Annotated in this window: 22 protein-coding genes and 1 pseudogene; 16 read left to right on the forward strand and 7 right to left on the reverse strand. The window is 45.9% G+C overall.

Going from position 1 to position 24,251, the window contains the following annotated elements; all coding sequences use genetic code 11:
• Positions 1-13: 13 nt before the first annotated feature.
• The 9 genes from mpr to KXZ66_RS01335 all read left to right on the forward strand — a co-directional run bounded on the left by mpr (position 14) and on the right by KXZ66_RS01335 (position 7,364).
• Entirely contained in the window at positions 14-955 is a 942-nt protein-coding gene (mpr, locus tag KXZ66_RS01295; protein WP_015252930.1) for an extracellular metalloprotease Mpr, read from the forward strand.
• Positions 918-1,316 carry a YbfJ family protein gene (locus tag KXZ66_RS01300; RefSeq protein WP_015715171.1) on the forward strand — a complete coding sequence of 133 codons (399 nt, stop codon included), beginning with the start codon at positions 918-920 and terminating at the stop codon, positions 1,314-1,316. The genes mpr and KXZ66_RS01300 overlap by 38 nt, the downstream gene beginning before the upstream one ends.
• A gap of 170 nt (positions 1,317-1,486) precedes the next feature.
• Positions 1,487-2,377 (forward strand): enantioselective carboxylesterase CesB, encoded by an 891-nt coding sequence (gene cesB, locus KXZ66_RS01305; protein ID WP_072175264.1) that lies wholly within the window; start codon positions 1,487-1,489, stop codon positions 2,375-2,377.
• Between the two features lie 195 nt (positions 2,378-2,572).
• Entirely contained in the window at positions 2,573-3,106 is a 534-nt protein-coding gene (pssA, locus tag KXZ66_RS01310; protein ID WP_031315691.1) for a CDP-diacylglycerol--serine O-phosphatidyltransferase, read from the forward strand.
• On the forward strand, positions 3,097-3,585 hold the full coding sequence (locus KXZ66_RS01315) for a DedA family protein (protein WP_003234861.1): 489 nt from the start codon (positions 3,097-3,099) through the stop codon (positions 3,583-3,585). The genes pssA and KXZ66_RS01315 overlap by 10 nt, the downstream gene beginning before the upstream one ends.
• Entirely contained in the window at positions 3,578-4,369 is a 792-nt protein-coding gene (locus KXZ66_RS01320; protein ID WP_003234858.1) for a phosphatidylserine decarboxylase, read from the forward strand. The genes KXZ66_RS01315 and KXZ66_RS01320 overlap by 8 nt, the downstream gene beginning before the upstream one ends.
• A gap of 54 nt (positions 4,370-4,423) precedes the next feature.
• A complete protein-coding gene (locus KXZ66_RS01325; protein ID WP_021481898.1) occupies positions 4,424-4,702 on the forward strand; it encodes a hypothetical protein in 279 nt (92 codons plus the stop codon).
• A gap of 104 nt (positions 4,703-4,806) precedes the next feature.
• Positions 4,807-6,147, forward strand: a complete 1,341-nt coding sequence (locus tag KXZ66_RS01330) for an erythromycin esterase family protein (protein ID WP_038827913.1) — start codon at positions 4,807-4,809, stop codon at positions 6,145-6,147.
• 248 nt (positions 6,148-6,395) lie between these two features.
• Complete coding sequence (locus KXZ66_RS01335) at positions 6,396-7,364, forward strand: oxygen-dependent tRNA uridine(34) hydroxylase TrhO (protein ID WP_003246287.1); 969 nt, start codon at positions 6,396-6,398, stop codon at positions 7,362-7,364.
• 34 nt (positions 7,365-7,398) lie between these two features.
• Here KXZ66_RS01335 and gltP read toward each other — a convergent pair whose 3' ends face one another.
• The 3 genes from gltP to nagB form a co-directional block, all read right to left on the reverse strand.
• A complete protein-coding gene (gltP, locus tag KXZ66_RS01340) occupies positions 7,399-8,643 on the reverse strand; it encodes a glutamate-aspartate/proton symporter GltP (RefSeq protein WP_014478694.1) in 1,245 nt (414 codons plus the stop codon).
• Positions 8,644-8,787: 144 nt separating this feature from the next.
• Positions 8,788-10,683 (reverse strand): glucose-specific PTS transporter subunit IIBC, encoded by a 1,896-nt coding sequence (ptsG, locus tag KXZ66_RS01345; RefSeq protein ID WP_032724820.1) that lies wholly within the window; start codon positions 10,681-10,683, stop codon positions 8,788-8,790.
• A gap of 20 nt (positions 10,684-10,703) precedes the next feature.
• Positions 10,704-11,453, reverse strand: coding sequence for a glucosamine-6-phosphate deaminase (gene nagB, locus KXZ66_RS01350; protein ID WP_163138461.1), 750 nt, complete (start codon positions 11,451-11,453; stop codon positions 10,704-10,706).
• Positions 11,454-11,671: 218 nt separating this feature from the next.
• Between nagB and gamR the strand changes: the two genes are divergently transcribed.
• From gamR to KXZ66_RS01365, 3 genes and pseudogenes are all read left to right on the forward strand, one after another.
• Positions 11,672-12,379 carry a transcriptional regulator GamR gene (gamR, locus tag KXZ66_RS01355; protein WP_041850654.1) on the forward strand — a complete coding sequence of 236 codons (708 nt, stop codon included), beginning with the start codon at positions 11,672-11,674 and terminating at the stop codon, positions 12,377-12,379.
• Between the two features lie 33 nt (positions 12,380-12,412).
• Positions 12,413-12,692 (forward strand): annotated as a pseudogene (locus tag KXZ66_RS01360) (DUF1648 domain-containing protein).
• Positions 12,693-12,901: 209 nt separating this feature from the next.
• On the forward strand, positions 12,902-13,972 hold the full coding sequence (locus KXZ66_RS01365; RefSeq protein WP_019712566.1) for a branched-chain amino acid aminotransferase: 1,071 nt from the start codon (positions 12,902-12,904) through the stop codon (positions 13,970-13,972).
• 36 nt (positions 13,973-14,008) lie between these two features.
• On the opposite strand, the gene mmuP is transcribed toward KXZ66_RS01365, so the two are convergent.
• From mmuP to KXZ66_RS01385, 4 genes are all read right to left on the reverse strand, one after another.
• Positions 14,009-15,421, reverse strand: coding sequence for an S-methylmethionine permease (mmuP, locus tag KXZ66_RS01370; RefSeq protein WP_009966441.1), 1,413 nt, complete (start codon positions 15,419-15,421; stop codon positions 14,009-14,011).
• Positions 15,422-15,541: 120 nt separating this feature from the next.
• Entirely contained in the window at positions 15,542-16,489 is a 948-nt protein-coding gene (mmuM, locus tag KXZ66_RS01375; protein ID WP_165634629.1) for a homocysteine S-methyltransferase, read from the reverse strand.
• A 128-nt stretch (positions 16,490-16,617) separates the two neighbouring features.
• Positions 16,618-18,054 (reverse strand): alanine/glycine:cation symporter family protein, encoded by a 1,437-nt coding sequence (locus KXZ66_RS01380; RefSeq protein WP_021481887.1) that lies wholly within the window; start codon positions 18,052-18,054, stop codon positions 16,618-16,620.
• Positions 18,055-18,076: 22 nt separating this feature from the next.
• Positions 18,077-19,060, reverse strand: coding sequence for a glutaminase (locus KXZ66_RS01385; protein WP_021481886.1), 984 nt, complete (start codon positions 19,058-19,060; stop codon positions 18,077-18,079).
• Between the two features lie 301 nt (positions 19,061-19,361).
• On the opposite strand from KXZ66_RS01385, the gene glnK reads away from it, so the two are divergent.
• The 4 genes from glnK (at position 19,362) to gucD (ending at position 24,199) form a co-directional block, all read left to right on the forward strand.
• A complete protein-coding gene (glnK, locus tag KXZ66_RS01390; RefSeq protein WP_072692859.1) occupies positions 19,362-20,594 on the forward strand; it encodes a two-component system sensor histidine kinase GlnK in 1,233 nt (410 codons plus the stop codon).
• A 10-nt stretch (positions 20,595-20,604) separates the two neighbouring features.
• Complete coding sequence (gene glnL, locus KXZ66_RS01395) at positions 20,605-21,549, forward strand: glutamine utilization two-component system response regulator GlnL (RefSeq protein ID WP_041850656.1); 945 nt, start codon at positions 20,605-20,607, stop codon at positions 21,547-21,549.
• Between the two features lie 227 nt (positions 21,550-21,776).
• Positions 21,777-22,703 (forward strand): 5-dehydro-4-deoxyglucarate dehydratase, encoded by a 927-nt coding sequence (kdgD, locus tag KXZ66_RS01400; protein ID WP_003246372.1) that lies wholly within the window; start codon positions 21,777-21,779, stop codon positions 22,701-22,703.
• Positions 22,704-22,732: 29 nt separating this feature from the next.
• Complete coding sequence (gene gucD, locus KXZ66_RS01405) at positions 22,733-24,199, forward strand: alpha-ketoglutaric semialdehyde dehydrogenase GucD (protein WP_041850657.1); 1,467 nt, start codon at positions 22,733-22,735, stop codon at positions 24,197-24,199.
• Positions 24,200-24,251: the final 52 nt, after the last annotated feature.

A 24,251-nucleotide genomic window follows, 5' to 3' on the forward strand; every position in this document is an offset into this window, starting at 1 on the left:
GGGAGATGACAAAATGAAATTAGTTCCAAGATTCAGAAAACAATGGTTCGCTTACTTAACGGTTTTGTGTTTGGCTTTGGCAGCAGCGGTATCTTTTGGCGTACCGGCAAAAGCGGCAGAGAACCCGCAAACTTCTGTTTCGAATACTGGTAAAGAAGCTGATGCTACGAAAAACCAAACGTCAAAAGCAGAACAGGTTTCCGCCCCTTATGAGGGAACCGGAAAAACAAGTAAATCGTTATACGGCGGCCAAACGGAACTGGAGAAAAATATTCAAACCTTACAGCCTTCGAGCATTATCGGAACTGATGAACGCACCAGAATCTCCAGCACGACATCTTTTCCATATAGAGCAACCGTTCAACTGTCAATCAAGTATCCCAACACTTCAAGCACTTATGGATGTACCGGATTTTTAGTCAATCCAAATACAGTCGTCACGGCTGGACATTGTGTGTACAGCCAGGATCATGGATGGGCTTCGACGATAACCGCCGCGCCGGGCCGCAATGGTTCGTCATATCCGTACGGTACTTATTCAGGCACGATGTTTTACTCCGTCAAAGGATGGACGGAAAGCAAAGACACCAATTATGATTACGGAGCTATTAAATTAAACGGTTCTCCTGGAAACACGGTTGGCTGGTACGGCTACCGGACTACAAACAGCAGCAGTCCCGTGGGCCTTTCCTCGTCAGTGACAGGATTCCCGTGTGACAAAACCTTTGGCACGATGTGGTCTGATACAAAGCCGATTCGCTCCGCTGAAACGTATAAGCTGACCTATACAACCGATACGTACGGCTGCCAAAGCGGCTCGCCTGTTTATCGAAACTACAGTGATACAGGGCAGACAGCTATTGCCATTCACACGAACGGAGGATCGTCATATAACTTGGGAACAAGGGTGACGAACGATGTATTCAACAATATTCAATATTGGGCAAATCAATAAATACAGCAAACTAGCCATATTCATGTCTATTTTGTTTTTATGCGGGTGCAGTTCGCAGACGCATTCTTCTCCAAAAGAAACGACTATTCCTGTCACTCTTCATGTGGAGGATGCTAAGGGGCTGCCGGTCGAAGGGGTTCAAGTGACGATTGTCAAAGCGCCCTCTTCAGATGAGGAGCCGAGTACAGAGATTGGCGAGATACTCGGTAAAACAGACAAAAACGGAGATATCAAATGGGATACCGGCAGAAAAGGCGATTACTCAGTCGCGTTGACGAAGGGTGAAACATCAGTAACCCATCACATCTCGTTAACAGAGGATAAAAAAGATCATGCCATTCCATTAGTCTTCAAAGAATAGCAGTTTCCTTGATTTTAAGGGAACTGCCTTTTTTATTTATTGCAGGAAACCAAACTATATACTGGAAATTTATTATGTGAGATAATAAGAAATAGGTATTTTTTCTTACGAGACAAAAGGGGCGTTATCCTTTATTTTATATTAATCAAACCCGGAGGAAAAAGAAGAAGATGATACAAGATTCAATGCAGTTTGCCGCGGTTGAAAGTGGTCTGCGCTTTTACCAGGCATATGATCAAAGCCTTTCTTTGTGGCCGATTGAGTCGGAAGCATTCTATGTTTCTACTCGTTTTGGAAAAACACATATCATTGCAAGTGGGCCAAAGGACGCACCTTCGCTCATTTTGCTTCACGGGGGCCTTTTCAGCTCTGCGATGTGGTATCCGAATATCGCGGCGTTGAGCCGTCAATTTCGTACATATGCGGTCGATATAATAGGAGACAAAAATAAAAGTATACCATCAGCAGCCATGGAAACGAGAGCTGATTTTGCAGAATGGATGAAAGATGTCTTTGATTCTCTTGGACTTGAGACGGCACACCTGGCCGGCCTTTCGCTTGGCGGGTCCCATATCGTGAATTTCTTACTCCGCGCGCCTGAAAGAGTAGAGCGGGCGGTTGTTATGAGTCCCGCTGAAGCGTTTATTTCATTTCATCCGGATGTCTATAAATACGCTGCAGAGCTTACAGGGGCAAGAGGAGCTGAATCATATATCAAGTGGATCACAGGCGACAGTTATGATCTGCATCCTTTACTGCAAAGACAAATTGTGGCGGGCGTGGAATGGAAGGATGAACAAAGGAGCCTGAAGCCGACAGAAAACGGCTTTCCGTACGTGTTCACAGACCAGGAATTGAAATCGATACAAGTCCCGGTACTGCTGATGTTCGGTGAGCACGAGGTCATGTACCATCAGCAAATGGCCTTTGAGCGGGCTTCGGTATTGGTGCCGGGAATTCAGGCTGAAATCGTAAAGAACGCCGGACATCTGTTATCTCTGGAGCAGCCAGAGTACGTCAATCAACGCGTCTTGTCCTTTTTATGCGGGGGGATAAACTAGTAAGGAACATGAAAAGATTGGCATTCATTTTTCAAAAGGTAACAAATGTTGTATAATAATAGAATTTGAATGCTGCTTTTTTTGGGAGCATTCTATGTTATCATGCTTATTGGAGAAAAATTTTTCCTGTAACGCTATTCGATCACTATCGTCAAATAATATAGATGGTTTTACAATTGGAGGTTTGGTTACACTGTGAATTACATCCCCTGTATGATTACGATAGGAAACTTCATTTGCGGATTGCTGGCGATTCATTCCTTGCTATATCACAACATTCATTCAGCAGTGCTTTTTATTTTTACAGGCATGTTCCTTGATTTCTTTGACGGGATGGCTGCTCGTAAGCTGAATGCCGTTTCTGATATGGGGAGAGAACTGGATTCGTTTGCCGATCTGGTTACGTTTGGGGTGGCTCCTGCTATGCTTGCTTACAGTGTCGCGTTGTATACCCTGCCATTTATCGGGATCTTATGCGCATTGACGTACAGCATTTGCGGAATGCTTCGCCTCTCTAAATTTAACATTGAACAAAGCAAGCTCCCGACGTTTATCGGTATGCCGATTCCGTTTGCGGGCATGTGTCTCGTTATTTTAAGCTTTACCTATAACCCGATCCTTCTGGCAATCGGCTCTTGCGGACTTTCATATTTGATGGTGAGTAAAATAAAATTCCCTCATTTTAAAAAACATGCGGCAGAAAACCTGGAGTCTGGGAGATGGAATTAGTTCAGCAGCTCATAGCGGATTACGGTTATCTCGCTATTTTTTTGATGCTGGTATTAGGAATTGTAGGATTGCCGATTCCAGATGAAGTGATGATGACCGTTGTTGGCTATTTCACGCATACCGATGTATTGAATTATGAGCTTTCGATATTGATTAGTTTTGTCGGGGCTTTGTTAGGTATGCTGATCAGCTACATGATTGGCAGAAAAGCCGGACGCCCGTTTATCGACAAGTACGGCAAGTGGGTCGGCTTAAAAGAAAAAAGAATGATGAAAGTGGAAAAATGGATGAAGAAATACGGTCCATATTCTCTTATTTTAGGTTATTTTATTCCCGGCGTCAGACATGTGACGTGCTACTTTTCGGGGATCGGCAAAATGGATCTGAAAACGTATGTTGCGTTTGCGGCAATCGGTGCCTTTTTATGGTGCTTTGTTTTTATTACAATCGGAAGGGTTATAGGGATTATTCATGTTTAATACGGCTGTAAAGATTCTGTATCGATCATTGATAGAGCTGACGAATCATCGTCTGTCATCCTATCTGATTAAAGGATTTTGCGAGTCAAAAATCAGCAAACCGGTCATTCCGCTTTTCTCAAAACATTTTCGGCTGAATTGGGATGATGTGGACGGTACGGCTGCTGATTACGGATCGCTGTCTGAATTGTTTATTCGACAAATAAATCTGGAGCGGCGCCCTGTGTCAAAAGAGGCGCATGCGGTGGTCAGCCCTGTTGACGGTGTGGTTCAGACGGTAGGAATCATCAACCCGAATCAAACCTTTACGGTGAAGGGAAAAGATTACTCATTCGCTGAACTCACCGGCTGTAAAAGCGCAGACCATCAATACAACGGCGGATACTTCGTCGTGCTGTATCTAAGCCCGAGGCATTATCACCGTTTCCATTCTCCGATCAGCTGCAGGTATCAAAAGCTGGCCGAGCTCGGAAATCGCTCATACCCGGTAAATCAACTAGGCTTAAAATACGGGAAAGATGTGCTGTCGAAAAATTATCGGTTTGTGTACGAGCTGAATAGCGGCAGCCGAAATGTCCTGATGATTCCTGTCGGCGCGATGAATATTAATTCTATCGTGCAGACGAGCACCCGTGCTGAATTGGAGATCGGCGAAGAGCTGGGATACTTTTCATTCGGGTCAACCGTCATTTTGATTTTTGAAAAAGACGCGTTCCAGCCGTCCGCCCATTTAGCAGAAGGCCAAGAAGTTCAAGTCGGAGAACTGATAGGTTATGAAGAGTAAAAAGAGGAGCTTGCATAAACGCAGCGCCTCTTTTTTTGAAGAAAGGTGAGACTTATGGAGAAACAAATCATCAGCTGGATTACAGATTATCAGAACACCGGAGATGAAGCCGTCCTGCGGCAAGTGCGAGAAGTGTGCTGGCCGATCGTTGAAGCGGTTTTGCAAGAGAAGGCAATAGATGATGAACAAGCGAACAATTTGCGCGAAAAAGGAATCGAGCGGTTTCCATTCATCATCAGCAAATACCAAGCGGATGTGCAGCTTCCGGTTGAGACATTTTTACGAAATACGTATCGGTTTTACTTTCATCAGGTGATGAGAGAATCCAGCTAAAGCTTCTTTCAACAGAGAAGCTTTTTTTGTTGGCAGGAAAAGGAAACTTTTTCTATATCTATCTCGTAATGACTAGAGAACCTAGCAGAAAAGGAGAGATAGAATTGAAACGAATGATAGTGAGAATGACCCTGCCGCTGCTGATCGTTTGTCTGGCGTTTTCTTCTTTTTCAGCCTCTGCCCGTGCTGCTTCTGAAGAAAAATATTGGGGTTCATGGATTGAACGACATGCACAGCCGCTGGATGCTTCCAATGCTTCAAACAAAGACCTTCGCTTTCTGAAGAAGGTGCTGAAGGGAAAACGAATCGTTCAGTTAGGAGAAACCACACACGGCGCTGGTGAAATCAACGCCACAAAGGTCAGAATGATCAAATATCTCCACGAAGAGCTGGGATACGATGTATTGGCCTTTGAGTCCGGTTTTCCTGATACAAATGCATCCTACCTTAATATGGACCAATTAACCCCTAAAAGCACGATGAAAAACTCCATTTACGCTGTATGGCACACAGAAGATGTCGTTGAATTGTTTGATTACATGAAAGAGCAAAAAGAGAAAGGCGATCCGCTGATCCTTACCGGTTTTGATATTCAAAGCATGAAGAATTCATTCAATGATGCTGCGACTCAATGGGTAAAAGCGGTGAACCCTGAGAAAGCAGAGTTGCTCTCCCAATCAGAAAATAATTTTTCAACGTTAGTGACAGACAGCAATACGTTTGATGAATTTTCGCAAAAGAAGGAAAAGCTTGTGAAAAACTATCAGAAGCTGATCAAGTTCGCTGAAACACACGCTTCAGAGCTAAAAGAAAACCTTCCAAAAGAGCCGAAAGCTTATGAGATGTTTATGCGGTCTCTTCAGCTGAGAATTGACGTAATGGAAACGTATATGCTGGAAGAAATGAAAGAAAAACTAGAGGAGTATCCGGAGAATATTGAGGATTTTTCATTCTTTATGAGAGACCGCATGATGGCTGAACAATTTCAGTGGGTAGCTGACACCCTTTATCCGAAAAAGAAAATCATTGTCTGGGGCCACAATTACCATCTGCGCAAACAGAATACGAAGATGATAAAGGACTGGGTACAGCTAAACGGCCCTAACATGGGTGATTATTTGCCGGAGCGGCTGAAAAAACAAACATATACGATTGGCATTTATGCTTACTCAGGTGCAAGTCTGGATAGTTCTGATAATAAGACGGTTATGCCGGTTACAAGCCCGCCGCCGTCTGGAAGTCTTGAAGCTTTGCTGAAAGCGGCAGACCGACCGGCTGTTTTTGTTGATTTTCTCCATACAAAAAACAAGAAAGGCACTTCGTGGATGTATACCCCCCGCACAGCACTCTATTGGGGATTCACAGAAGAGCAGATGATCCTTAAGGAACAATATGACGGTGTCATTTGGCTGGAGTATATCACGCCATCTGTCATTATCAAGTGAGCGGTGTCCCCTGTGCTATAACAGGTGGAGTTCACCTTTTGTTTGATAGTTTTCAGATAACTACATTGATTAGTAAATGAATGGAAAATACTTGTGTGCCGTGAGAAACCCTTGTGCCGCTTAGGTTTGTAAGAGCTTGGATATTTTTATCAGTCTGGGCGGATCTGTTCATCTTTGCGGCATTTTCCTGTATGATATAGTAAGAGTGTGCATAGCAACTAACTATAATTGAACAGGGTGTTTAAAACATGGAAAAACAATACAGAGTATTACTTTACTATAAATATGTTCCGATTGAAGATCCAGAGGCGTTTAGAGAGCAGCATCTGGCTTTTTGTAAGGAGCTTGGTTTGTTAGGCCGTATCCTTGTTTCTTCTGAAGGAATTAACGGTACGGTATCAGGTACGGTTGAACAGACTGAAAAATATATGGAAACAATGAAAGCTGATCCTCGTTTTGCGGACATGGTATTTAAAATTGATGAAGCAGAAGGCCATGCCTTCAAAAAAATCTTCGTCCGCCATAAAAAAGAGCTTGTAACGCTTCGTCTTGAAGATGATGTCGATCCGAACGAAACAACAGGCCAGCATTTGAAGCCTGCAGAATTTTATGAGAAGATGCAGGATCCAAACACAATTGTCATCGACGCGCGTAACGATTACGAGTATGACCTTGGCCATTTCAGAGGTGCGGTCCGTCCTGACATCGAAGCCTTCCGTGAATTACCTGAATGGATCGAAGAACACAAGGATATGCTTGAAGGCAAAAAGATTTTAACGTACTGTACAGGCGGCGTGCGCTGTGAAAAGTTCTCGGGATGGCTGGTGAAGCAAGGCTTTGAAGATGTAGCACAGCTTGACGGCGGAATCGTGACATACGGAAAAGATCCTGAGGTGCAAGGCAAGCTTTGGGACGGCCAGTGCTACGTATTTGATGAAAGAATCAGCGTGCCTGTCAACCGTGTCGAGCACGTGATTGTCGGTAAGGACTACTTTACAGGAGAACCGTGTGAGCGTTATGTGAACTGCGCAAATCCATCTTGCAATAAAAAAATGATATGCACACCGGAAAATGAGTATAAATATATGCGCAGCTGCAGCCACGAATGCCGCACGAACCCAAGAAACCTGTATGTGAAAGAGCATAATATGACAGAAGAAGAAGTAAACGCAAGACTGGCAGCGATTGAAACAGAAGATCACGCTGCTGCTGAATAAAAAAAGAACACCTCGGATTGAGGTGTTCTTTTTTCTATATGCTTTCGGTTTGGCTGTTTGCGGAAACCCATTCTTTTTGGCGGAAGGCCTTTTCCCATTTTGATACCACGATACAGGCGATCGCATGTCCCGGTACGTTCACGCCTGTTCTCGCCATGTCCATGACGCGGTCAACACCCGCGATAATGGCAACGCCTTCAGCCGGCAGTCCTACAGCATTGGCAGTCGCCAGAAGAACTACAAGCGATCCTGAGGGTACAGCTGCAATGCCTTTACTGGTCATCACAAGCACAAGCATCATGAGCAGCTGCTGGGACAATGTCATGTCTACTTGAAAGGCCTGTGCGAGAAAGATACAAGAAACCGATAAATATAAGCTGGAGCCGTCACAGTTCAATGACAAGCCGGAGGGAACGACAAATGATACCACTCGTTTGGGACAGCCGTATTTCTCCATTCTATCCATCAGCTGAGGGAGAATGGTTTCAGTGCTGGTGGTGGAAAATGCAATTAAAAACAGATCCCATATCATTTTCAATACTTCGAAATACTTAATCTGAAAGATGAGACCGACAAGCGGAAAGAGGACAAAGAGGATCAGGAACAGGCCAAGGAATACGGTGCCAACCAGCTTAAACATAGGGAGGAGGAGTTCAATGCCATATTGGCCTACAGAAGCAGCCATCAGGGCTAACACGCCGATAGGAGCAGTGACCATGACGATTTGCGTGAGCTTGAACATAATCTGAGCTGTAGATTCAAAAAACTTCATTACTGGTTCAGAAGCTTTGCCGATACCAGCTGCGGCGACACCAAATAAAATGGCGAAGAAAATAACGGCAAGCAAATCATTTCTGGCCATGACATCAATAATGTTTGTAGGGATAATATCCAGGACCATTTGCTTGAAATCAACAACTTTGTCTGTGTAGCCGGAAAGTTCATGAATATCTTTTTTTGCCAAATGGGAGAGGTCAAGCCCGACACCTGGTTTTAAGACATTCGCTAATAAAAGTCCAAGCCCTAATACCAACGTTGTAATCACTTCGAACCAAATGATCGTCTTGATGCCGAGACTGCCCATTTTTTTCATGCTTCCGCTTCCTGCGGCTCCAATGACAATGGTAGAAAACACAATCGGCACAACAATCATTTTAATCAGGCGGATAAATCCATCTCCGACAGGCCTCAGTGCCATCCCGAAATCAGGAAAAAAGTGGCCGATCACCGCGCCGACAGCCAAAGCGATTAAAATTTGAAACGCGATTAATTTTTTCAAATGAATCCCCCTTTAGAACGATAGAATGTAGGCATATTCATATCATTCGTGATTCAAATGCAAACACCTTTTTTCAAGTTATTTTATTTTGACAGCGCTTTCATTATGTTGGCGAAAAAGTCCCCCGCAGCAGGGGGGACTTTTTTACTTCATTTGAATGTGCTTTAGATCTTCTTCAGAGGTATTTGTGAAAATAACCGGTGTTATGGCTGAAGCGGCATGCTGCTTGATGTAATTGAGATCAAAGGTGAGAAGCAGTTCGCCTTGTTTGACGGCTTGTCCGCTTGTGACATGTGCTTCAAAGCCTTCCCCATTCAGTTTGACGGTATCAACGCCGACATGAATCAGGATTTCAGTGCCGCCGGCGCTCATAAAGCCGATGGCGTGTTTTGTCGGAAAAATCGAGACGATCTCGCCGTCCGCAGGTGCAACGACTTTTCCTTCTGATGGTATAATCGCAAATCCCTCGCCCATCATTTTTTCTGAAAAGACTTGATCAGGCACATCCCCTAAAGAGACTGTTTCTCCTTTAATCGGATAAATAAAGGTCTCACCGGAATCGGGCTTCAGCGGTTTGTCAGTTACCGTGTCCAGCGCGGCGGCGGTGGCAGGGACGTCTCCGGCCATGATTGTTTTGATGTCGTCTTTTAAGGCATCGGACTTGGTTCCGAATATTGCCTGGAAGTTGTTGTTGACCTCCAGCACACCTACTGCACCAAGCCGTTTTAATTCATCCTTGCTGACTTGGCTTGGCTGATGAACGGTCACACGAAGCCTTGTGATACATGCATCCAGGTTAGCGATATTTTGCTGTCCGCCCAAGGCCTGCAGCACGTGAAAGGCAAGCTGGTCTTTTGCAACTGGAGCTTTCTCCTCATTCTGACCGTCTTCATCTGTCTCACGGCCGGGCGTTTTCAAATTCCATTTCAGAATCGCAAATCGGAACAAATAATAATAAATGAAAGCAAACACGATCCCGACAGGAATGACAACCCAGCCATTTGTAGACAGTCCGTAGTTCAAGACGTAGTCAATTCCCCCGCCTGAGAACGTATAGCCGTGGCGGACATGGAATAAATCACAAACGACAAAGATGACGCCGGCAAGAATAGAGTTAATCAAATAGAGCACGGGCGCAACGAACAAGAAAGAAAACTCAACCGGTTCTGTAATTCCGGTCAGCATAGATGTGAGCGCCGCAGAAATCATCACGCCGGAGATCATTTTTTTCTTTTCCGGACGCGCGGTATGGATAATGGCAAGAGCAACGGCCGGCAGACAGAAAATCATGTAAGGGAAATCCCCCATCATAAAGCGCCCGGCTGTCGGGTCTCCCGCGAAAAACCTTGTCAGGTCGCCGGTTACGGTGTTGCCTGTTGATGGGTCTGTGTATTCTCCCATCATAAAATAGAAAGGCGTATAAAAAATATGATGCAGGCCAAAAGGAATCAGCAAACGATAGATCGTTGCATAAAAGAACAGGCCGACTGTTGAATCGGCAATTAAACTGCTGGCTGCGTTAATTCCGTTTTGGATCAGCGGCCAAACGAATGAGAAAATGACACCGATCACCAATGAACTGACGGAAGTAATAATCGGGACAAAGCGTTTTCCAGAGAAAAATCCAAGGACCGGATGCAGCTCGATTGATGAAAATCGCTTATATAAATAGGCGGCGAGAAGCCCGATAATGATTCCTCCGAAAACCCCCATATCAATCAGGTGCTCGGCTCCTTCATACGGAGGCTGAAGGCCGAGTAATTTTCCCATATTGTCGAGGGTGACGGTTAAAATTAAGTATCCGATGACAGCGGCAAGTCCGGCTACACCTTCTCCGCCGGCTAATCCGATCGCGACCCCCACGGCGAAAATCAGCGGGAGATTATCGAATACAACGCCGCCCGCATCCTTTATAATAGGGATGTTCAGTAAGTCCTTGTCTCCGAAACGGAGCAAAAGACCGGCTGCCGGCAGGACGGCAACCGGAGTCATCAACGCGCGGCCAAGCTGCTGCAGAATTTGAAATGCCTTTTTAAACATGACAGTCTCCTTTTATTGTTTTATGAGCATGGTGCAATCTTTAATTTTTGAGCTGCTTTATAATCGGCGATAACGGTTACATGATTGTGTATTTGAAGAATAGAGGCTGGTACATCTGTCGTGACAGGACCTTCAGCCATCTTTTGAATAGCGTCTGCTTTTTCCTCGCCGCTTGCTAAAAGCACAATATGTTTGCTGAATTCCATGATGGTTTTAATGCCCATTGAAATCGCGAGTCTCGGCACCAGCACTGGATCGCCGCCGAAGAATCTGGCATTTGCCTGTATCGTGCTTTCCGAGAGCTTCACAACACGTGTCCGGTCTTCAAAATCAGATCCCGGTTCATTAAAACCGATATGGCCATTGGCGCCGATGCCGAGAATTTGGACATCAATGCCTCGCGCTTGGCGGATGAGATCCTCGTATACTTTGCATTCCGCCTCAAGCTGCGGGTTGTCTCCTTGCGGGATATGAATATGATCAGGTTGCATATTGATATGCTGAAATAGATGCTCATGCATAAAGTGGTTATAACTTTGCGGATGAGATGGAGAGAGACCAGCGTATTCATCCAAATTAAATGTAGTAACCTTTGAAAAATCAATTTCGCCTGCCTGATAGCCTGAAATCAACTGCTTATACAAGCCGACCGGTGTGCTTCCTGTTGCCAGGCCGAGAACGGCATCTCTCTTAGCTTGTATTTGTTCTTTAATAATGGCAGCGCTTAACTTACAGAGTTCTTCGTAGTGCTCGGCGATCAGAATCTTCATGTGACACCCCCTCAAAGAGATAGACAAGCACCATATTTGTTATGACCAATTTATAATACTTGTCATTACGAATTTAGCACCAACATTATTAAACTGTCAATATTAATTTCTGAAAATTTGTTATAAAAGAAGGATACAAATCTTTCATATTGGGATGGCAAATGGTATTATGGTCTCAATGAAAAAGAACGGATTGCATACAGAATGGGGAGAATGAAATGACAGCTTTATATTCTGTTATCAAGTTTAAAATCATTGAGTTAATTAAATCGGGCAAATATCAGGCGAATGATCAGCTGCCGACAGAGAGTGAGTTTTGCGAACAATATGATGTCAGCAGAACAACTGTGAGACTGGCTCTGCAGCAGCTAGAGCTTGAGGGATATATTAAAAGAATTCAAGGAAAAGGGACATTTGTATCGGCGGCAAAAATACAAACGCCGATTCCGCATAAGATTACGAGCTTTGCAGAACAAATGAGAGGCCTTCGTTCTGAATCAAAAGTGCTTGAGCTTGTTGTGATTCCTGCCGATCACTCCATTGCCGAGCTTTTGAAAATGAAAGAGAATGAACCTGTCAACAAGCTTGTCAGAGTCAGATACGCCGAGGGGGAACCTTTGCAGTATCATACCTCATATATTCCCTGGAAGGCGGCACCGGGGCTGGTGCAGGAGGAATGCACCGGCTCGCTGTTTGAATTGTTAAGGACAAAATACAATATTGAAATCAGCAGGGGCACGGAATCGATCGAACCGATTTTAACGGATGAAACGATCAGCGGCCACTTATTAACCAATGTCGGAGCGCCTGCGTTTTTATCAGAATCCCTTACCTATGATAAAAATGAAGAAGTGGTGGAATATGCGCAAATTATTACCCGGGGAGACCGAACGAAATTCACCATAGAACAGTCATATCATTCATAAAGCAATGTGTTTTAAGAAGGGAATGGTGGTTCTATGTTTTTATTGACGAATGGAAAAGTGCTGTGGGGAGCAGTGATTGCTGCATTCATCCTTTCAATAGTATTTATTTTACCCTTCTCTGCCGACGCAGATGCCGATTCATTATGATGTTGCGAACAGTCCGAATCTGACGGTTAACAAGCTGGCGGGGACTGTGATGCTGCCTGTTTTGATGGTGGTGTTTGCATGGGCGCGGAAGATCAATTGGCAATTAGTGTTCGCAGTGTATATTTTGCTGATTTGCCACATTGTCGTCCTTTGTTTAGCGGTCTAAATCAAACAGCCAGAATAAAACTGGCTGTTTTTCTTTAATTTCAGCTTCATCTGACAATGAATGTGGTGTATAATAGCTGATGATCCTAAAGAATATTCTGAAATTTATAGGTGTGAAGCGGCGTATTATTAAAGGAAAGGCTGTATACTTTTTGCAGCTTTAAAAAGACTGAATATTTAAACAATTATGCGAAAGGTGTGCTGATTAGATTGAATAAGCTTATTGAACGAGAAAAAACTGTATATTATAAGGAAAAGCCCGACCCGTCTTCCTTGGGGTTTGGACAATATTTTACAGATTATATGTTTGTGATGGACTACGAAGAGGGGATTGGATGGCATCATCCGAGAATTGCGCCGTACGCACCGCTTACGCTTGATCCGTCTTCATCTGTTTTTCATTACGGCCAGGCTGTTTTTGAAGGGTTAAAAGCATACAGAACAGAGGATGGCAGGGTGCTCCTGTTCCGTCCGGATCAAAATATCAAACGGCTGAACAGATCGTGTGAGCGCATGAGCATGCCCCCTTTAGACGAAGAGCTGGTGCTTGAGGCATTGACGCAATTAGTTGAACTTGAGAAAGATTGGGTTCCAAAGAAAAAAGGAACGTCACTGTATATTCGTCCTTTTGTCATTGCCACAGAACCGAGTCTCGGTGTGAAGGCATCCAGGAGCTATACATTTATGATCGTGCTTTCGCCTGTCGGCTCCTATTATGGCGACGATCAGCTGAAGCCGGTTAGAATCTATGTCGAAGATGAGTATGTGCGGGCGGTCAACGGAGGAGTCGGGTTTGCAAAAACGGCTGGAAACTATGCCGCCAGTCTTCAGGCACAGCGGAAAGCGAATGAACTGGGCTATGACCAGGTACTGTGGCTGGACGCCATCGAAAAGAAATATGTGGAAGAAGTAGGGAGCATGAACATCTTTTTCGTCATAAACGGGGAAGCTGTCACACCTGCTTTAAGCGGAAGCATTTTAAGCGGGGTTACACGTGCGTCTGCGATTGAATTGATTCGAAGCTGGGGCATTCCGGTTCGTGAAGAGAGAATATCGATTGATGAGGTGTATGCGGCCTCTGCACGCGGAGAATTGACAGAGGTCTTTGGCACAGGCACGGCAGCCGTCGTTACGCCTGTCGGTGAACTCAATATTCATGGAAAAACGGTGATTGTAGGCGACGGGCAAATCGGGGACCTCTCGAAAAAGCTGTATGAAACGATAACAGATATTCAGCTTGGCAAGGTGAAGGGCCCGTTTAACTGGACAGTGGAAGTGTGAAAACTGAAAAAGAACCTGCCCGGAGGCAGGTTCTTTTTATTTTGAATGAGTCATATCAGCAGCCGGCTGGCTTTTGCGGTTTTTTACATAATATATTGCATAGCAAATGGCCATAAATGGAACGCCGCAATAGAGTGCGATTCTTTGATTCGGATCAAAGGCAATGCCAACAACGGAAGCCAGGCATAACAGGAACGCGGCAATCGGCACGAACGGATACAAAGGGGTTCTGTATTTCAAATCAGTAACCTTGTTTCCCGCTTCGATATAACGTTTTCTGAACATGAATTGAGAAGCAGCGATACCCATCCACACGACAACGACGGCAAAACCGGAAATCGACACGAGCACAACGTATACAGTGTCTGGCGCAAATACGCTGGACAGCAACGACAGAATGCCGCCGATCATGCTGAACACCAGCGCGTTAAAAGGGGTTCCTTTTGACGTCAGCTTTGCAAATGTCGGATGAAGCGTTTTTTCTTTTGATAAAGACCACAGCATCCGGGAAGAAGCGTAGAGTCCGGAATTAGCCGCTGACAGGATCGCTGTTAGGATAACAAAGTTCATGATATCGGCTGCGTATGGTACACCGACTCTGTCAAAGACAGCGACAAACGGGCTTTTGATGACACCTGCATCTTGAATCGGAATCAGCCCTGACAGCACAAAAATTGTTCCGACAAAGAAGAGTGAGAGACGCCAGACCGTTGTTTTAATCGCTTTTGGTATCGTCTTGTCAGGATCAACGCTTTCACCGGCTGCGATTCCGATTAGTTCCGTTCCCGAAAAGGCAAAATTAACGGACAGCATCGTCATCAAAATCGGGACAAATCCATTTGGAAAAAGCCCGCCTTCCGCGGTGAAGTTGGACAGCATCGGAGCGGCTTCTCCGCCTTTGATCGGAATGATGCCGAACATGGCAGAGCCGCCTAAAAGAATAAATAATACAATGGCTAATACTTTGATGCTGGAAAACCAAAATTCTGATTCAGCGAAAAACTTGACCGAAAATGCGTTAAGCAAGAAAATGAACAGCGCAAAGACGGCACTCCACATCCAAACCGATGTATGGGGGAACCAGCGCTGCATTAACAGGCCGGCTGCTGTGAATTCTGATCCCAATGCCACGGTCCATGTCAGCCAATACAGCCAAGCGACCGTAAATCCGGTGCCCGGCCCTATGTATTTGGCTGCATAGGTGTGAAAGGCGCCGGTCACAGGCATGGCGACTGACAGCTCACCGAGGCATAGCATGACCAGATAGACGATGCCGGCCCCGACTAAGTAGGCGAGTATCGTTCCGGCCGGGCCTGCTTGCTGAATGGTATAACCTGAGCTTAAAAACAGCCCGGTTCCGATGACACCTCCCAAGGAAAGCATAAAGAGGTGCCGGCTTTTCATACTTCTCTGAAAGGTTGTCTCATTCTTGTTGTGGGCAGAGTTCATCTTTTTCCAACTTTCTATCAGCGATTTATTTCCTTCCTAATAAAAAATCTCATGTCAGAAAGTGACACGAGACTCCGGCGAACCGGCTTTAAGTTAGAATATACAAACTATTCCGATAAGTCAAGTTGTTTTTAAAGAGCGGGCCCAAGCCGCAATTTCTTGAATATTTTCGGGTTTTGTCCGGCAGCAGCCGCCAATCAGCCTCGCTCCTTTTTCATGCCAGGTGCGGGCGCTCGCCCCGTAAGATTCTGCGCATGCTGCGCCGTTCCACGTTTTTGTTTCCGGATCATATTGCTCACCTGAATTCGGGTAGACAATGATCGGTTTTGACGTGTTCTTTTTTAACTCCTCTATCAAGGAAGGGATATGCTGAAGCGGCGTGCAGTTGATGCCGAGTGCTGCAATTTGGCGGTGTTCATCAAGCCACGATGCGCAGTCAGCTGCAGGTGCTCCGTCACTGATATGCAAGCCGTCTTTAGCACTGAAGCTGATCCACGCATACGTTTCAGGAAATTCCTTCAACAGCTGAACAATCGCTTTGGCTTCAGTCAGACACGGAATCGTTTCGCATGCCAAAACATCAGCTCCGGCTTCAATCAGCGCCTTCATCCGGGGACGATGAAATTCAATCAGTTCATCTTCTGGTATTGCGTAGTTGCCGCGATATTCAGACCCGTCTGCAAGATAAGCGCCATAAGGGCCTACAGAAGCCGCAATGATCGGCTTTGGCCGATTCAAACGGTTCTCTTCAAGCGACCAAAATTCATCGCGTGCTTCAGCTGCGATGCTGACGGACAACTCGATGAGCCGGCGTGCTTCCGCTTCGCTCAGCCCGCGTGCGGCAAAGCCTTCAAATGTAGACTGATAGCTGGCGGTGATTGCACAATCGGCGCCTGCCGCAAAATAATCAGTATGAACTTGTTTAATCAGCTCCGGCTCTTCCATCAGGATTTTTGCCGACCACAGACTGTCGTTCAAATCACAGCCCTTGCGTTCAAGCTCGGTCGCCATGGCGCCGTCTAGCACAATAAGCGGGTATGTATCTAATATGTGTTGGATAGGATTCATAGAATGTACCGATGCCTTCTTTCAGATTTTTTTGAAAAAGATATGAAAATCGTAATGGAGGCTTACGTGTTTGTCAATAAACGCAAAAAGAGAAAGGTGTTCAGCCCATATGTCTGAACACCCTTTTCTTATGATATTTGTTTGTTGTGCGTGTCAGTCTTTGTGTCTGAAACCGGCCAGCACTCAATGCCATTATGGTTTTTGAGCACATCTTTATAAAAGACCGGATCCTTGCCTGCTTTCTTCTGGCGTGTATAGTCTTTCAGCGCCGTAAAAACGACCTTTGATAGTAAGAAAATCGCGATTAAATTCACGACGACCATCAAACCCATGAACAAATCAGCAAGATCCCAGACGAGCTGGACTTTGGCAACACAGCCAAACACGATCATTGCCAGCACGCCGATACGGTAGACAAAAATCAGTTTTTTGCTTTTGTTCAAAAAGCCGATATTGGTTTCGCCATAATAATAGTTTCCGATTAAAGCACAGAATCCGAATAACAAAATCAGAATGGCGAGAAAGCCTGATGCCCATGATCCGACATGGGAGCTGAGAGAGGCTTGTGTCAAGGCGATTCCGCTCAGACCCGGAGTATGATAGGCATCCGAAAACAGGATGATAAAGGCGGTGCTTGTACAAATGACCAGTGTATCTGTCAGTACACCAAAAGCTTGGATCAGCCCCTGTTTGACGGGATGGCTTGTTGTGGCGGTGGCAGCGGCATTCGGTGCGCTTCCCATTCCCGCTTCGTTTGAAAAGATTCCCCGTCTGACGCCTTGCATGAGTGCCGCGCCCAAAGCCCCGCCGGCGGCCTGGTCAAAACCAAACGCATTTTTCACGATTAGCGCAAGCACACCTGGCAGCTGCGTAATGTTGGAGAAAATGACGAAAAACGCAACTCCGATATACAGGACAGCCAATACGACGACAATGGATTCAGCCAGCTTTGCAATGCGCTTGACTCCGCCAAAAATAATCGTGCCGAATACAGCAATTAAAATGAGTCCCAATGTCAGGCGGTTTGTGCCAAACGCGTTTTCAAAGGCAAGGCTGACTGTATTGGATTGAACCGAGTTGAAGACGATACCGAACGATAAGGTGATTAACACAGCGAACAGCGCGCCCATCCACCTTTTGTTCAGCCCTTTTTCCATGTAATACGCCGGCCCGCCGCGGAAGCCGTTTACATCTTTTACTTTATAAATCTGAGCCAGTGTGCTTTCCACAAAGCTGGATGCTGATCCGATAATAGCGATAATCCACATCCAGAAGATTGCACCGGGCCCGCCGAGTGCAATGGCGATGGCAATACCCGTAATATTTCCCGTTCCGACACGGGCCGCCATGCTGATGCAAAAGGCTTGAAACGGAGAAATGCTGTTTTTTGACCGGGAAGCAGCACCTTCTCTTAATACCCTGACCATTTCTTTCAGCATGCGAACCTGTAAAAACTTAAGCCTGAACGTAAAATAGATTCCCAGAGAAAGGAGCAAAACAATTAATAGCTTTGACCACAAAAGATCATTTGCAATACCGACGATATGTTCCAGGATTTGCTGCATACAATCACCTCTTTTTTCATGTTTAAAAAATGCTGAGCTCCCACTCCTGCGCCATATGCTTCAGCAGCATACCGCCAGTGAGGCTGTTGCCGTATTCATCAATGGCAGGCCCGTAAATGCCGATGCCGCATCCGGATTGAAAAGGCTGTTCTCTTCTGGCACTTGGAGGCACCAGCGCCATGATGCCGCCGGAGACGCCGCTTTTGGCCGGCACGCCGACAAACGCCGCATATTTGCCTGAAGCGTTGTACATGCCGCACGTCAGCATTAATGCCTTGGCCAATTTTGCCACATCTTTTGGAATCACCTGCTCGCGTCGAATCGGATGATACCCGTCATGAGCAAGGATCAGGCCGATCAACGCAATGTCTTCTGTGGTGCTCTCCATAGCGCATTGCTTCAAGTACACCTCAAGTGTTTCTTCTACGTCAGCTTCTAAAAAGTTTGTTTCTTTTAAATAGTAGGCCAGCGCTCTGTTGCGGTGGGCGGTTTCCCATTCAGAACGGAATACTTCTTCATGAATTCTTGGCCGTTTTCCTATCAAAGTTTCCATCACCGAGTAAAGAAACTCGAGCTTTTCGTATGCCGATTCTCCGGGAAGGATCGAAGCGATGGTGAGGGCACCCGCGTTGATCATGGGATTGAAGGGCTTTCCCGGCTTGTTGATTTCGAGCCGAATGATTGAATTAAAGGCGTCACCTGTCGGCTCGACATCTACGCGGTCAAGCACATAGGGAATGCCGCGGCTCATGCAGGCGGCAATAAAGCTAATCACTTTTGAAATGCTTTGCAGGGTAAAAGAGACGTTCCAGTCGCCGGCGTGTATCATCGTTCCATCAGGCTCCAATACACAGATGCCGAGCTGTGAATCATTGACTTTTCCTAAAGCGGGGATATAGTTTGCGCTTTGTCCATTGGCGGCAAAAGGGCGATAGTATTCAACCCAATCATGAAGCTGTAACGCCGTGTTTATGTCTTTCTGGTGCTCTTTTATCAATTCTTTCATCGAATTCCTCCTCACTGATTTTTTTCTTAAAGGACTGAGGTGTATCAAAACGAAGGCTAAAGGGGCGTTAAACGCTTTCATAATAGCGGAAGGTATAATTACTGTATAATGGAGACTACAGAATCATACAAAATACGACAAAAACATTTTGAAAATAAGCAGTAAGATTTATAAAAACCTCATGTTCTGGGTCAAAAGCAATTTGCAGGTTTTCTCCCGATTCCCCAAAATAAAAAGCGAGGATGTGATCAACATAAAACTGGAACGGTTTATTGAAAAAGACGGATATATACTGGCCCTCATGCTGATTACGGTGCCGCTGGCCGGTGAACTGAAATTTTATCCCCTCAATGAAGAATTCCGGGTCAGCTTTGGGGCACCGGTTTTTTTCTTCTTTTTATCATTGTTGCGGCATGTGCCCGCTGTGCTGCCGGGTTTTCTGACTGGAGCGGCTGTTTTCATCTTTCGCGTCTTTCTGGAATTATGGGGCGGAGGACACAATGGACTGACTCCGATTCTGTATGATCAAGCGTCTGGCTTTTTCTTTTATATGACTTACGCCTGTCTGTTTTCCATATTAAAGGCCAATCGTTTCCGTGAACGGCCGATTATGCTCGGTTTCATTGGGTTTATGATTGAAGTTGTGTCAGATTGTGTCGAGCTGGCTGTGCAATTTCTCATTTTTCATACGGTTGTCACGCCTGAGAAAATCACTGACATTGCGGTGATTGCGATTTCTCACACATTTATTGTGATGAGCTTTTATAGTGTGCTGAAGCTGTATGAAACACAATCGAGAGAAAAACAGACAAGGCAGCAGCACGAGCACATGCTGATGATCGTTTCCAATTTATATGAAGAAACGGTGCACCTAAAAAAGACATTGAAAACGACAGAGAAAGTGACAAACGATTCGTATCAGCTCTATCGGGAAATGAAGGGCAAGGATGTTCAGCTGAGCGGCAGAATCCTGAGACTGGCCGGAGAGATTCATGAAGTGAAAAAGGACAACCAGCGGATATTCGCAGGGCTTTCAAAACTGATTTCGAATGAGAGTTTGAGAGATTATATGAGGGCTTCTGATTTGCTGCAGCTCGTGATTAGAATGAATGAAAAGTACGCTGAAGCACTAGGGAAGCAGATTGATTTTTACTGCTCGATCGAGGGAGAGCATGACGAATATCACGTATTTATCGTGCTTTCGATCATTAATAATCTAACAGCAAATGCGGTAGAGGCTATGGATGAAGAGGGAATGGTCAGCCTGAGGCTCCGTAAGCCAAATGAGAGTATGGTAGAATTCCAGGTGGAAGACAATGGCCCCGGGATTTCCGAGAAAATCGGAGACATTGTGTTTGACCCGGGCTTTACTTCAAAATATGACGAATTTGGCACGCCTTCTACAGGTATCGGACTTTCCTACGTAAAGGAAATCGTGACAGAGCTAGAAGGGGATATCACGTTTGATAATCAGCAGCGGGGAGTGGTGTTTGCCATCAGGCTGCCTGTCCGGCATTTGATTCAGAAAGGGTGAACCGAAAGCTATGCGTTTTTTTATTGCAGATGATGACCGTGCGGTGCGGTCAATTTTAAGGCAGATCATTGAGGACGAAGATCTCGGGGAAGCTGCTGGTGAAGCTGACGACGGAAGCCAAGTGGAAGGGCATATGCTGCAATTTAAGCAGATTGATATTTTATTAATCGATCTGTTAATGCCCGGAAGAGACGGCATTGAGACGATTCGTCAGATCCAGAATACGTACTCCGGCAAAATCGTAATGATCTCTCAAGTGGAGGCGAAGGAAATGGTCGGGGAAGCGTACTCGCTCGGCATCGAATATTTTATCCATAAGCCGATTAACCGCATTGAAATTGTCACGGTTCTCCAAAAGGTGAAGGAGCGGATCGAGCTTGAACACTCGATTGGAGCCATCCAGCATTCTCTAAGCCGGCTTGTCAATCGGACTGAACGGAAAGCGCGTCCCCAGCAGAAGAGTGACAGCGGTTTAAAAGAGGCAGGAACATTCCTGTTGTCCGAGCTGGGCATGATGGGAGAAGGCGGCGCACATGATCTCATGGCGGTCCTGCAGTATTTAGCAGAACACGAGCAATCCGAGCCGCACGAAAAACAAAGCCCTTCGTTAAAACAAATATTCACCCAAGTAGCGGTACGGAAGCTGGGGACAGGGGCCTCACAAACGGACGTCAATCGCGAAATGAAAGCCTCGGAGCAGCGTATCCGCAGAGCGATTATTCATTCGCTGCACCATTTTGCTTCACTGGGCACAACTGATTTTTCGAATCCAAAATTTGAAACCTATGCATCGAAATTCTTTGATTTTCCGGTTGTCAGCCAGAAAATGAAAGAACTCCAATCCAAGGATGCAAAACCCCTTGCACCTGCTAGAATAAATATGAAAAAATTCATCCACGTGTTTTTTTTGGAAGCAAAGCTTTTGCATGAGACGATGAAACAAAGAAGGATATAAACCAAACAGCCGGCTGACCAGGCTGTTTTTTTGCTGCGCAGAATCCCGGCCGGACAGTGATTTACCGCTTTTTTATAAAATATCAGAAAATAAAGATATTGACTTATTGTTTATTTGTCTTACAATTAAACAAAAGGATATATGGGGAAGGAGCGGATGTGAAAGAAAAATTAATAAAAGCGCTTACAGATAGAGGCTGTATACACAAATAACAGGAGGTTATGTTGATGAGCCGTATCAGAAAAGCACCCGCTGGAATTTTAGGTTTTCCGGTTGCTCCTTTTAACACACAAGGAAAACTGGAGGAAGAAGCTCTTTTTCAAAACATTGAGTTTTTGCTGAATGAGGGCTTGGAAGCGATATTTATCGCTTGCGGGTCTGGTGAATTCCAATCTCTCAGCCAGAAGGAATATGAGCAAATGGTGGAAGTCGCAGTCTCGGCAGCCGGAGGAAAGGTGCCGGTCTACACGGGGGTGGGCGGCAACCTCAGCACAGCGCTTGATTGGGCGCAGCTGTCGGAGAAAAAAGGCGCCGACGGCTACTTGATTCTGCCTCCGTATTTGGTGCATGGCGAACAGGAGGGGCTGTACCAGTATGCGAAAACGATTATTGAAAGCACTGACTTGAACGCGATTCTTTATCAGCGCGATAACGCAGTTCTCTCTGTTGAACAGATCAAACGTCTGACCGAATGTGAACAGCTTGTCGGTGTCAAAGACGGGGTAGGAAATATGGATTTGAATATCAACCTCGTCTATACGATCGGCGACCGCTTGGGATGGCTCAACGGAATGCCGATGGCTGAAGTGACGATGCCGGCATATCTGCCGATCGGGTTCCACTCTTACTCTTCAGCGATTTCAAATTATATCCCGCATATTTCGCGAATGTTCTATGATGCATTGAAAAACGGAAATGACGAGCTTGTGAAGGAACTCTATCGGCATGTGATTCTGCCGATCAACGACATTCGCAAACAACGAAAAGGCTACGCCGTATCCTTGATTAAAGCCGGTATGGAAATCATGGGTTTGAATGTAAGGAATACAGCCAGACCGCCTGTCGGCCCGGTTGAAAAAGATCATTATCAGCAATTGGAAGCAATTTTGAAGCAGGCGGCTGACCGTTTTCCGAAAAAAGCCGCGACGGTTTGACCAGAAAAAACACGAAAGGGGCAATGGGCATGTCTGTGATCACGGAACAAAACACGTACCTCAACTTTATTAAAGGAGAGTGGGTTAAGTCTCAATCAGGCGATATGGTCAAGGTCGAAAACCCTGCCGATGTGAATGATATTGTCGGATATGTACAGAATTCAACGGCTGAAGATGTGGAACGTGCCGTCGCCGCCGCCAATGAAGCCAAAACGGCTTGGAGAAAGCTGACGGGTGCCGAGCGCGGCCAATACTTATACAAAACAGCGGATATCATGGAGCAGCGCTTGGAGGAAATCGCCGCCTGTGCAACGCGTGAAATGGGTAAAACATTGCCGGAAGCGAAGGGAGAAACAGCCCGGGGGATTGCCATTCTGCGCTATTACGCCGGAGAGGGCATGCGAAAAACGGGTGACGTCATTCCGTCTACTGACAAAGACGCGCTCATGTTTACCACCCGTGTTCCGCTCGGTGTGGTCGGCGTGATTTCTCCGTGGAACTTCCCAGTGGCGATTCCGATTTGGAAAATGGCGCCGGCATTGGTATACGGCAATACCGTTGTCATCAAACCGGCGACAGAAACAGCTGTGACATGCGCGAAGATCATTGCCTGCTTTGAGGAAGCGGGGCTCCCGGCAGGGGTCATCAATTTGGTGACAGGCCCGGGTTCTGTTGTCGGGCAGGGGCTTGCTGAGCATGACGGTGTAAACGCCGTTACGTTTACCGGTTCAAATCAAGTCGGAAAAATCATCGGGCAAGCCGCTTTAGCGAGGGGAGCTAAGTACCAGCTTGAGATGGGCGGCAAAAACCCTGTTATCGTAGCTGATGACGCTGACCTTGAAGCTGCGGCTGAAGCTGTCATAACGGGGGCCTTCCGTTCAACCGGCCAGAAATGCACCGCGACAAGCCGTGTCATTGTACAAAGCGGAATTTATGAGCGCTTTAAAGAAAAACTGCTCCAGCGCACAAAAGATATTACAATCGGAGACAGCTTAAAAGAGGATGTCTGGATGGGACCGATTGCCAGCAAGAATCAGCTTGATAACTGCCTGTCATACATTGAGAAAGGCAAACAGGAGGGGGCTTCCCTTTTAATAGGAGGAGAAAAGCTGGAGAACGGAAAGTATCAAAACGGCTATTATGTTCAGCCTGCCATCTTTGACAATGTGACATCTGAGATGACAATTGCCCAGGAGGAAATTTTCGGTCCGGTGATCGCCTTGATCAAGGTGGACTCGATGGAGGAGGCGCTGAACATTGCCAATGATGTGAAGTTCGGTTTAAGTGCATCCATCTTCACGGAAAACATCGGCCGAATGCTTTCTTTCATTGATGAAATCGATGCCGGGCTGGTTCGGATCAATGCAGAAAGCGCAGGTGTTGAGCTGCAGGCGCCTTTTGGCGGCATGAAGCAGTCGAGCTCCCACTCCCGAGAACAGGGTGAGGCAGCGAAGGACTTTTTCACAGCGATTAAAACCGTTTTTGTGAAGCCGTAATGGTGCTGGAAAGAGACGTGCGTCTCTTTCCCGGCTTTATCACAGCCAGCAT

The sequence above is a fragment of the Bacillus sp. LJBS17 genome (assembly GCF_019334685.1).
GTDB lineage: Bacteria > Bacillota > Bacilli > Bacillales > Bacillaceae > Bacillus > Bacillus subtilis.

Excerpts from the sequence above, each read along its gene's own strand:
- KXZ66_RS01320 (WP_003234858.1), top strand. The coding sequence starts at position 3,578 with ATGTTTAATACGGCTGTAAAGATTCTGTATCGATCATTGATAGAGCTG.
- glnL (WP_041850656.1), top strand. The coding sequence starts at position 20,605 with ATGCGTTTTTTTATTGCAGATGATGACCGTGCGGTGCGGTCAATTTTA.
- nagB (WP_163138461.1), bottom strand. The coding sequence starts at position 11,453 with ATGAAGATTCTGATCGCCGAGCACTACGAAGAACTCTGTAAGTTAAGC.
- KXZ66_RS01300 (WP_015715171.1), top strand. The coding sequence starts at position 918 with ATGTATTCAACAATATTCAATATTGGGCAAATCAATAAATACAGCAAA.
- KXZ66_RS01315 (WP_003234861.1), top strand. The coding sequence starts at position 3,097 with ATGGAATTAGTTCAGCAGCTCATAGCGGATTACGGTTATCTCGCTATT.
- gamR (WP_041850654.1), top strand. The coding sequence starts at position 11,672 with ATGACAGCTTTATATTCTGTTATCAAGTTTAAAATCATTGAGTTAATT.
- ptsG (WP_032724820.1), bottom strand. The coding sequence starts at position 10,683 with ATGTTTAAAAAGGCATTTCAAATTCTGCAGCAGCTTGGCCGCGCGTTG.
- kdgD (WP_003246372.1), top strand. The coding sequence starts at position 21,777 with ATGAGCCGTATCAGAAAAGCACCCGCTGGAATTTTAGGTTTTCCGGTT.
- mmuP (WP_009966441.1), bottom strand. The coding sequence starts at position 15,421 with ATGAACTCTGCCCACAACAAGAATGAGACAACCTTTCAGAGAAGTATG.
- mpr (WP_015252930.1), top strand. The coding sequence starts at position 14 with ATGAAATTAGTTCCAAGATTCAGAAAACAATGGTTCGCTTACTTAACG.
- KXZ66_RS01385 (WP_021481886.1), bottom strand. The coding sequence starts at position 19,060 with ATGAAAGAATTGATAAAAGAGCACCAGAAAGACATAAACACGGCGTTA.
- glnK (WP_072692859.1), top strand. The coding sequence starts at position 19,362 with ATGCTGATTACGGTGCCGCTGGCCGGTGAACTGAAATTTTATCCCCTC.
- KXZ66_RS01325 (WP_021481898.1), top strand. The coding sequence starts at position 4,424 with ATGGAGAAACAAATCATCAGCTGGATTACAGATTATCAGAACACCGGA.
- mmuM (WP_165634629.1), bottom strand. The coding sequence starts at position 16,489 with ATGAATCCTATCCAACACATATTAGATACATACCCGCTTATTGTGCTA.
- gucD (WP_041850657.1), top strand. The coding sequence starts at position 22,733 with ATGTCTGTGATCACGGAACAAAACACGTACCTCAACTTTATTAAAGGA.
- KXZ66_RS01335 (WP_003246287.1), top strand. The coding sequence starts at position 6,396 with ATGGAAAAACAATACAGAGTATTACTTTACTATAAATATGTTCCGATT.
- cesB (WP_072175264.1), top strand. The coding sequence starts at position 1,487 with ATGATACAAGATTCAATGCAGTTTGCCGCGGTTGAAAGTGGTCTGCGC.
- KXZ66_RS01380 (WP_021481887.1), bottom strand. The coding sequence starts at position 18,054 with ATGCAGCAAATCCTGGAACATATCGTCGGTATTGCAAATGATCTTTTG.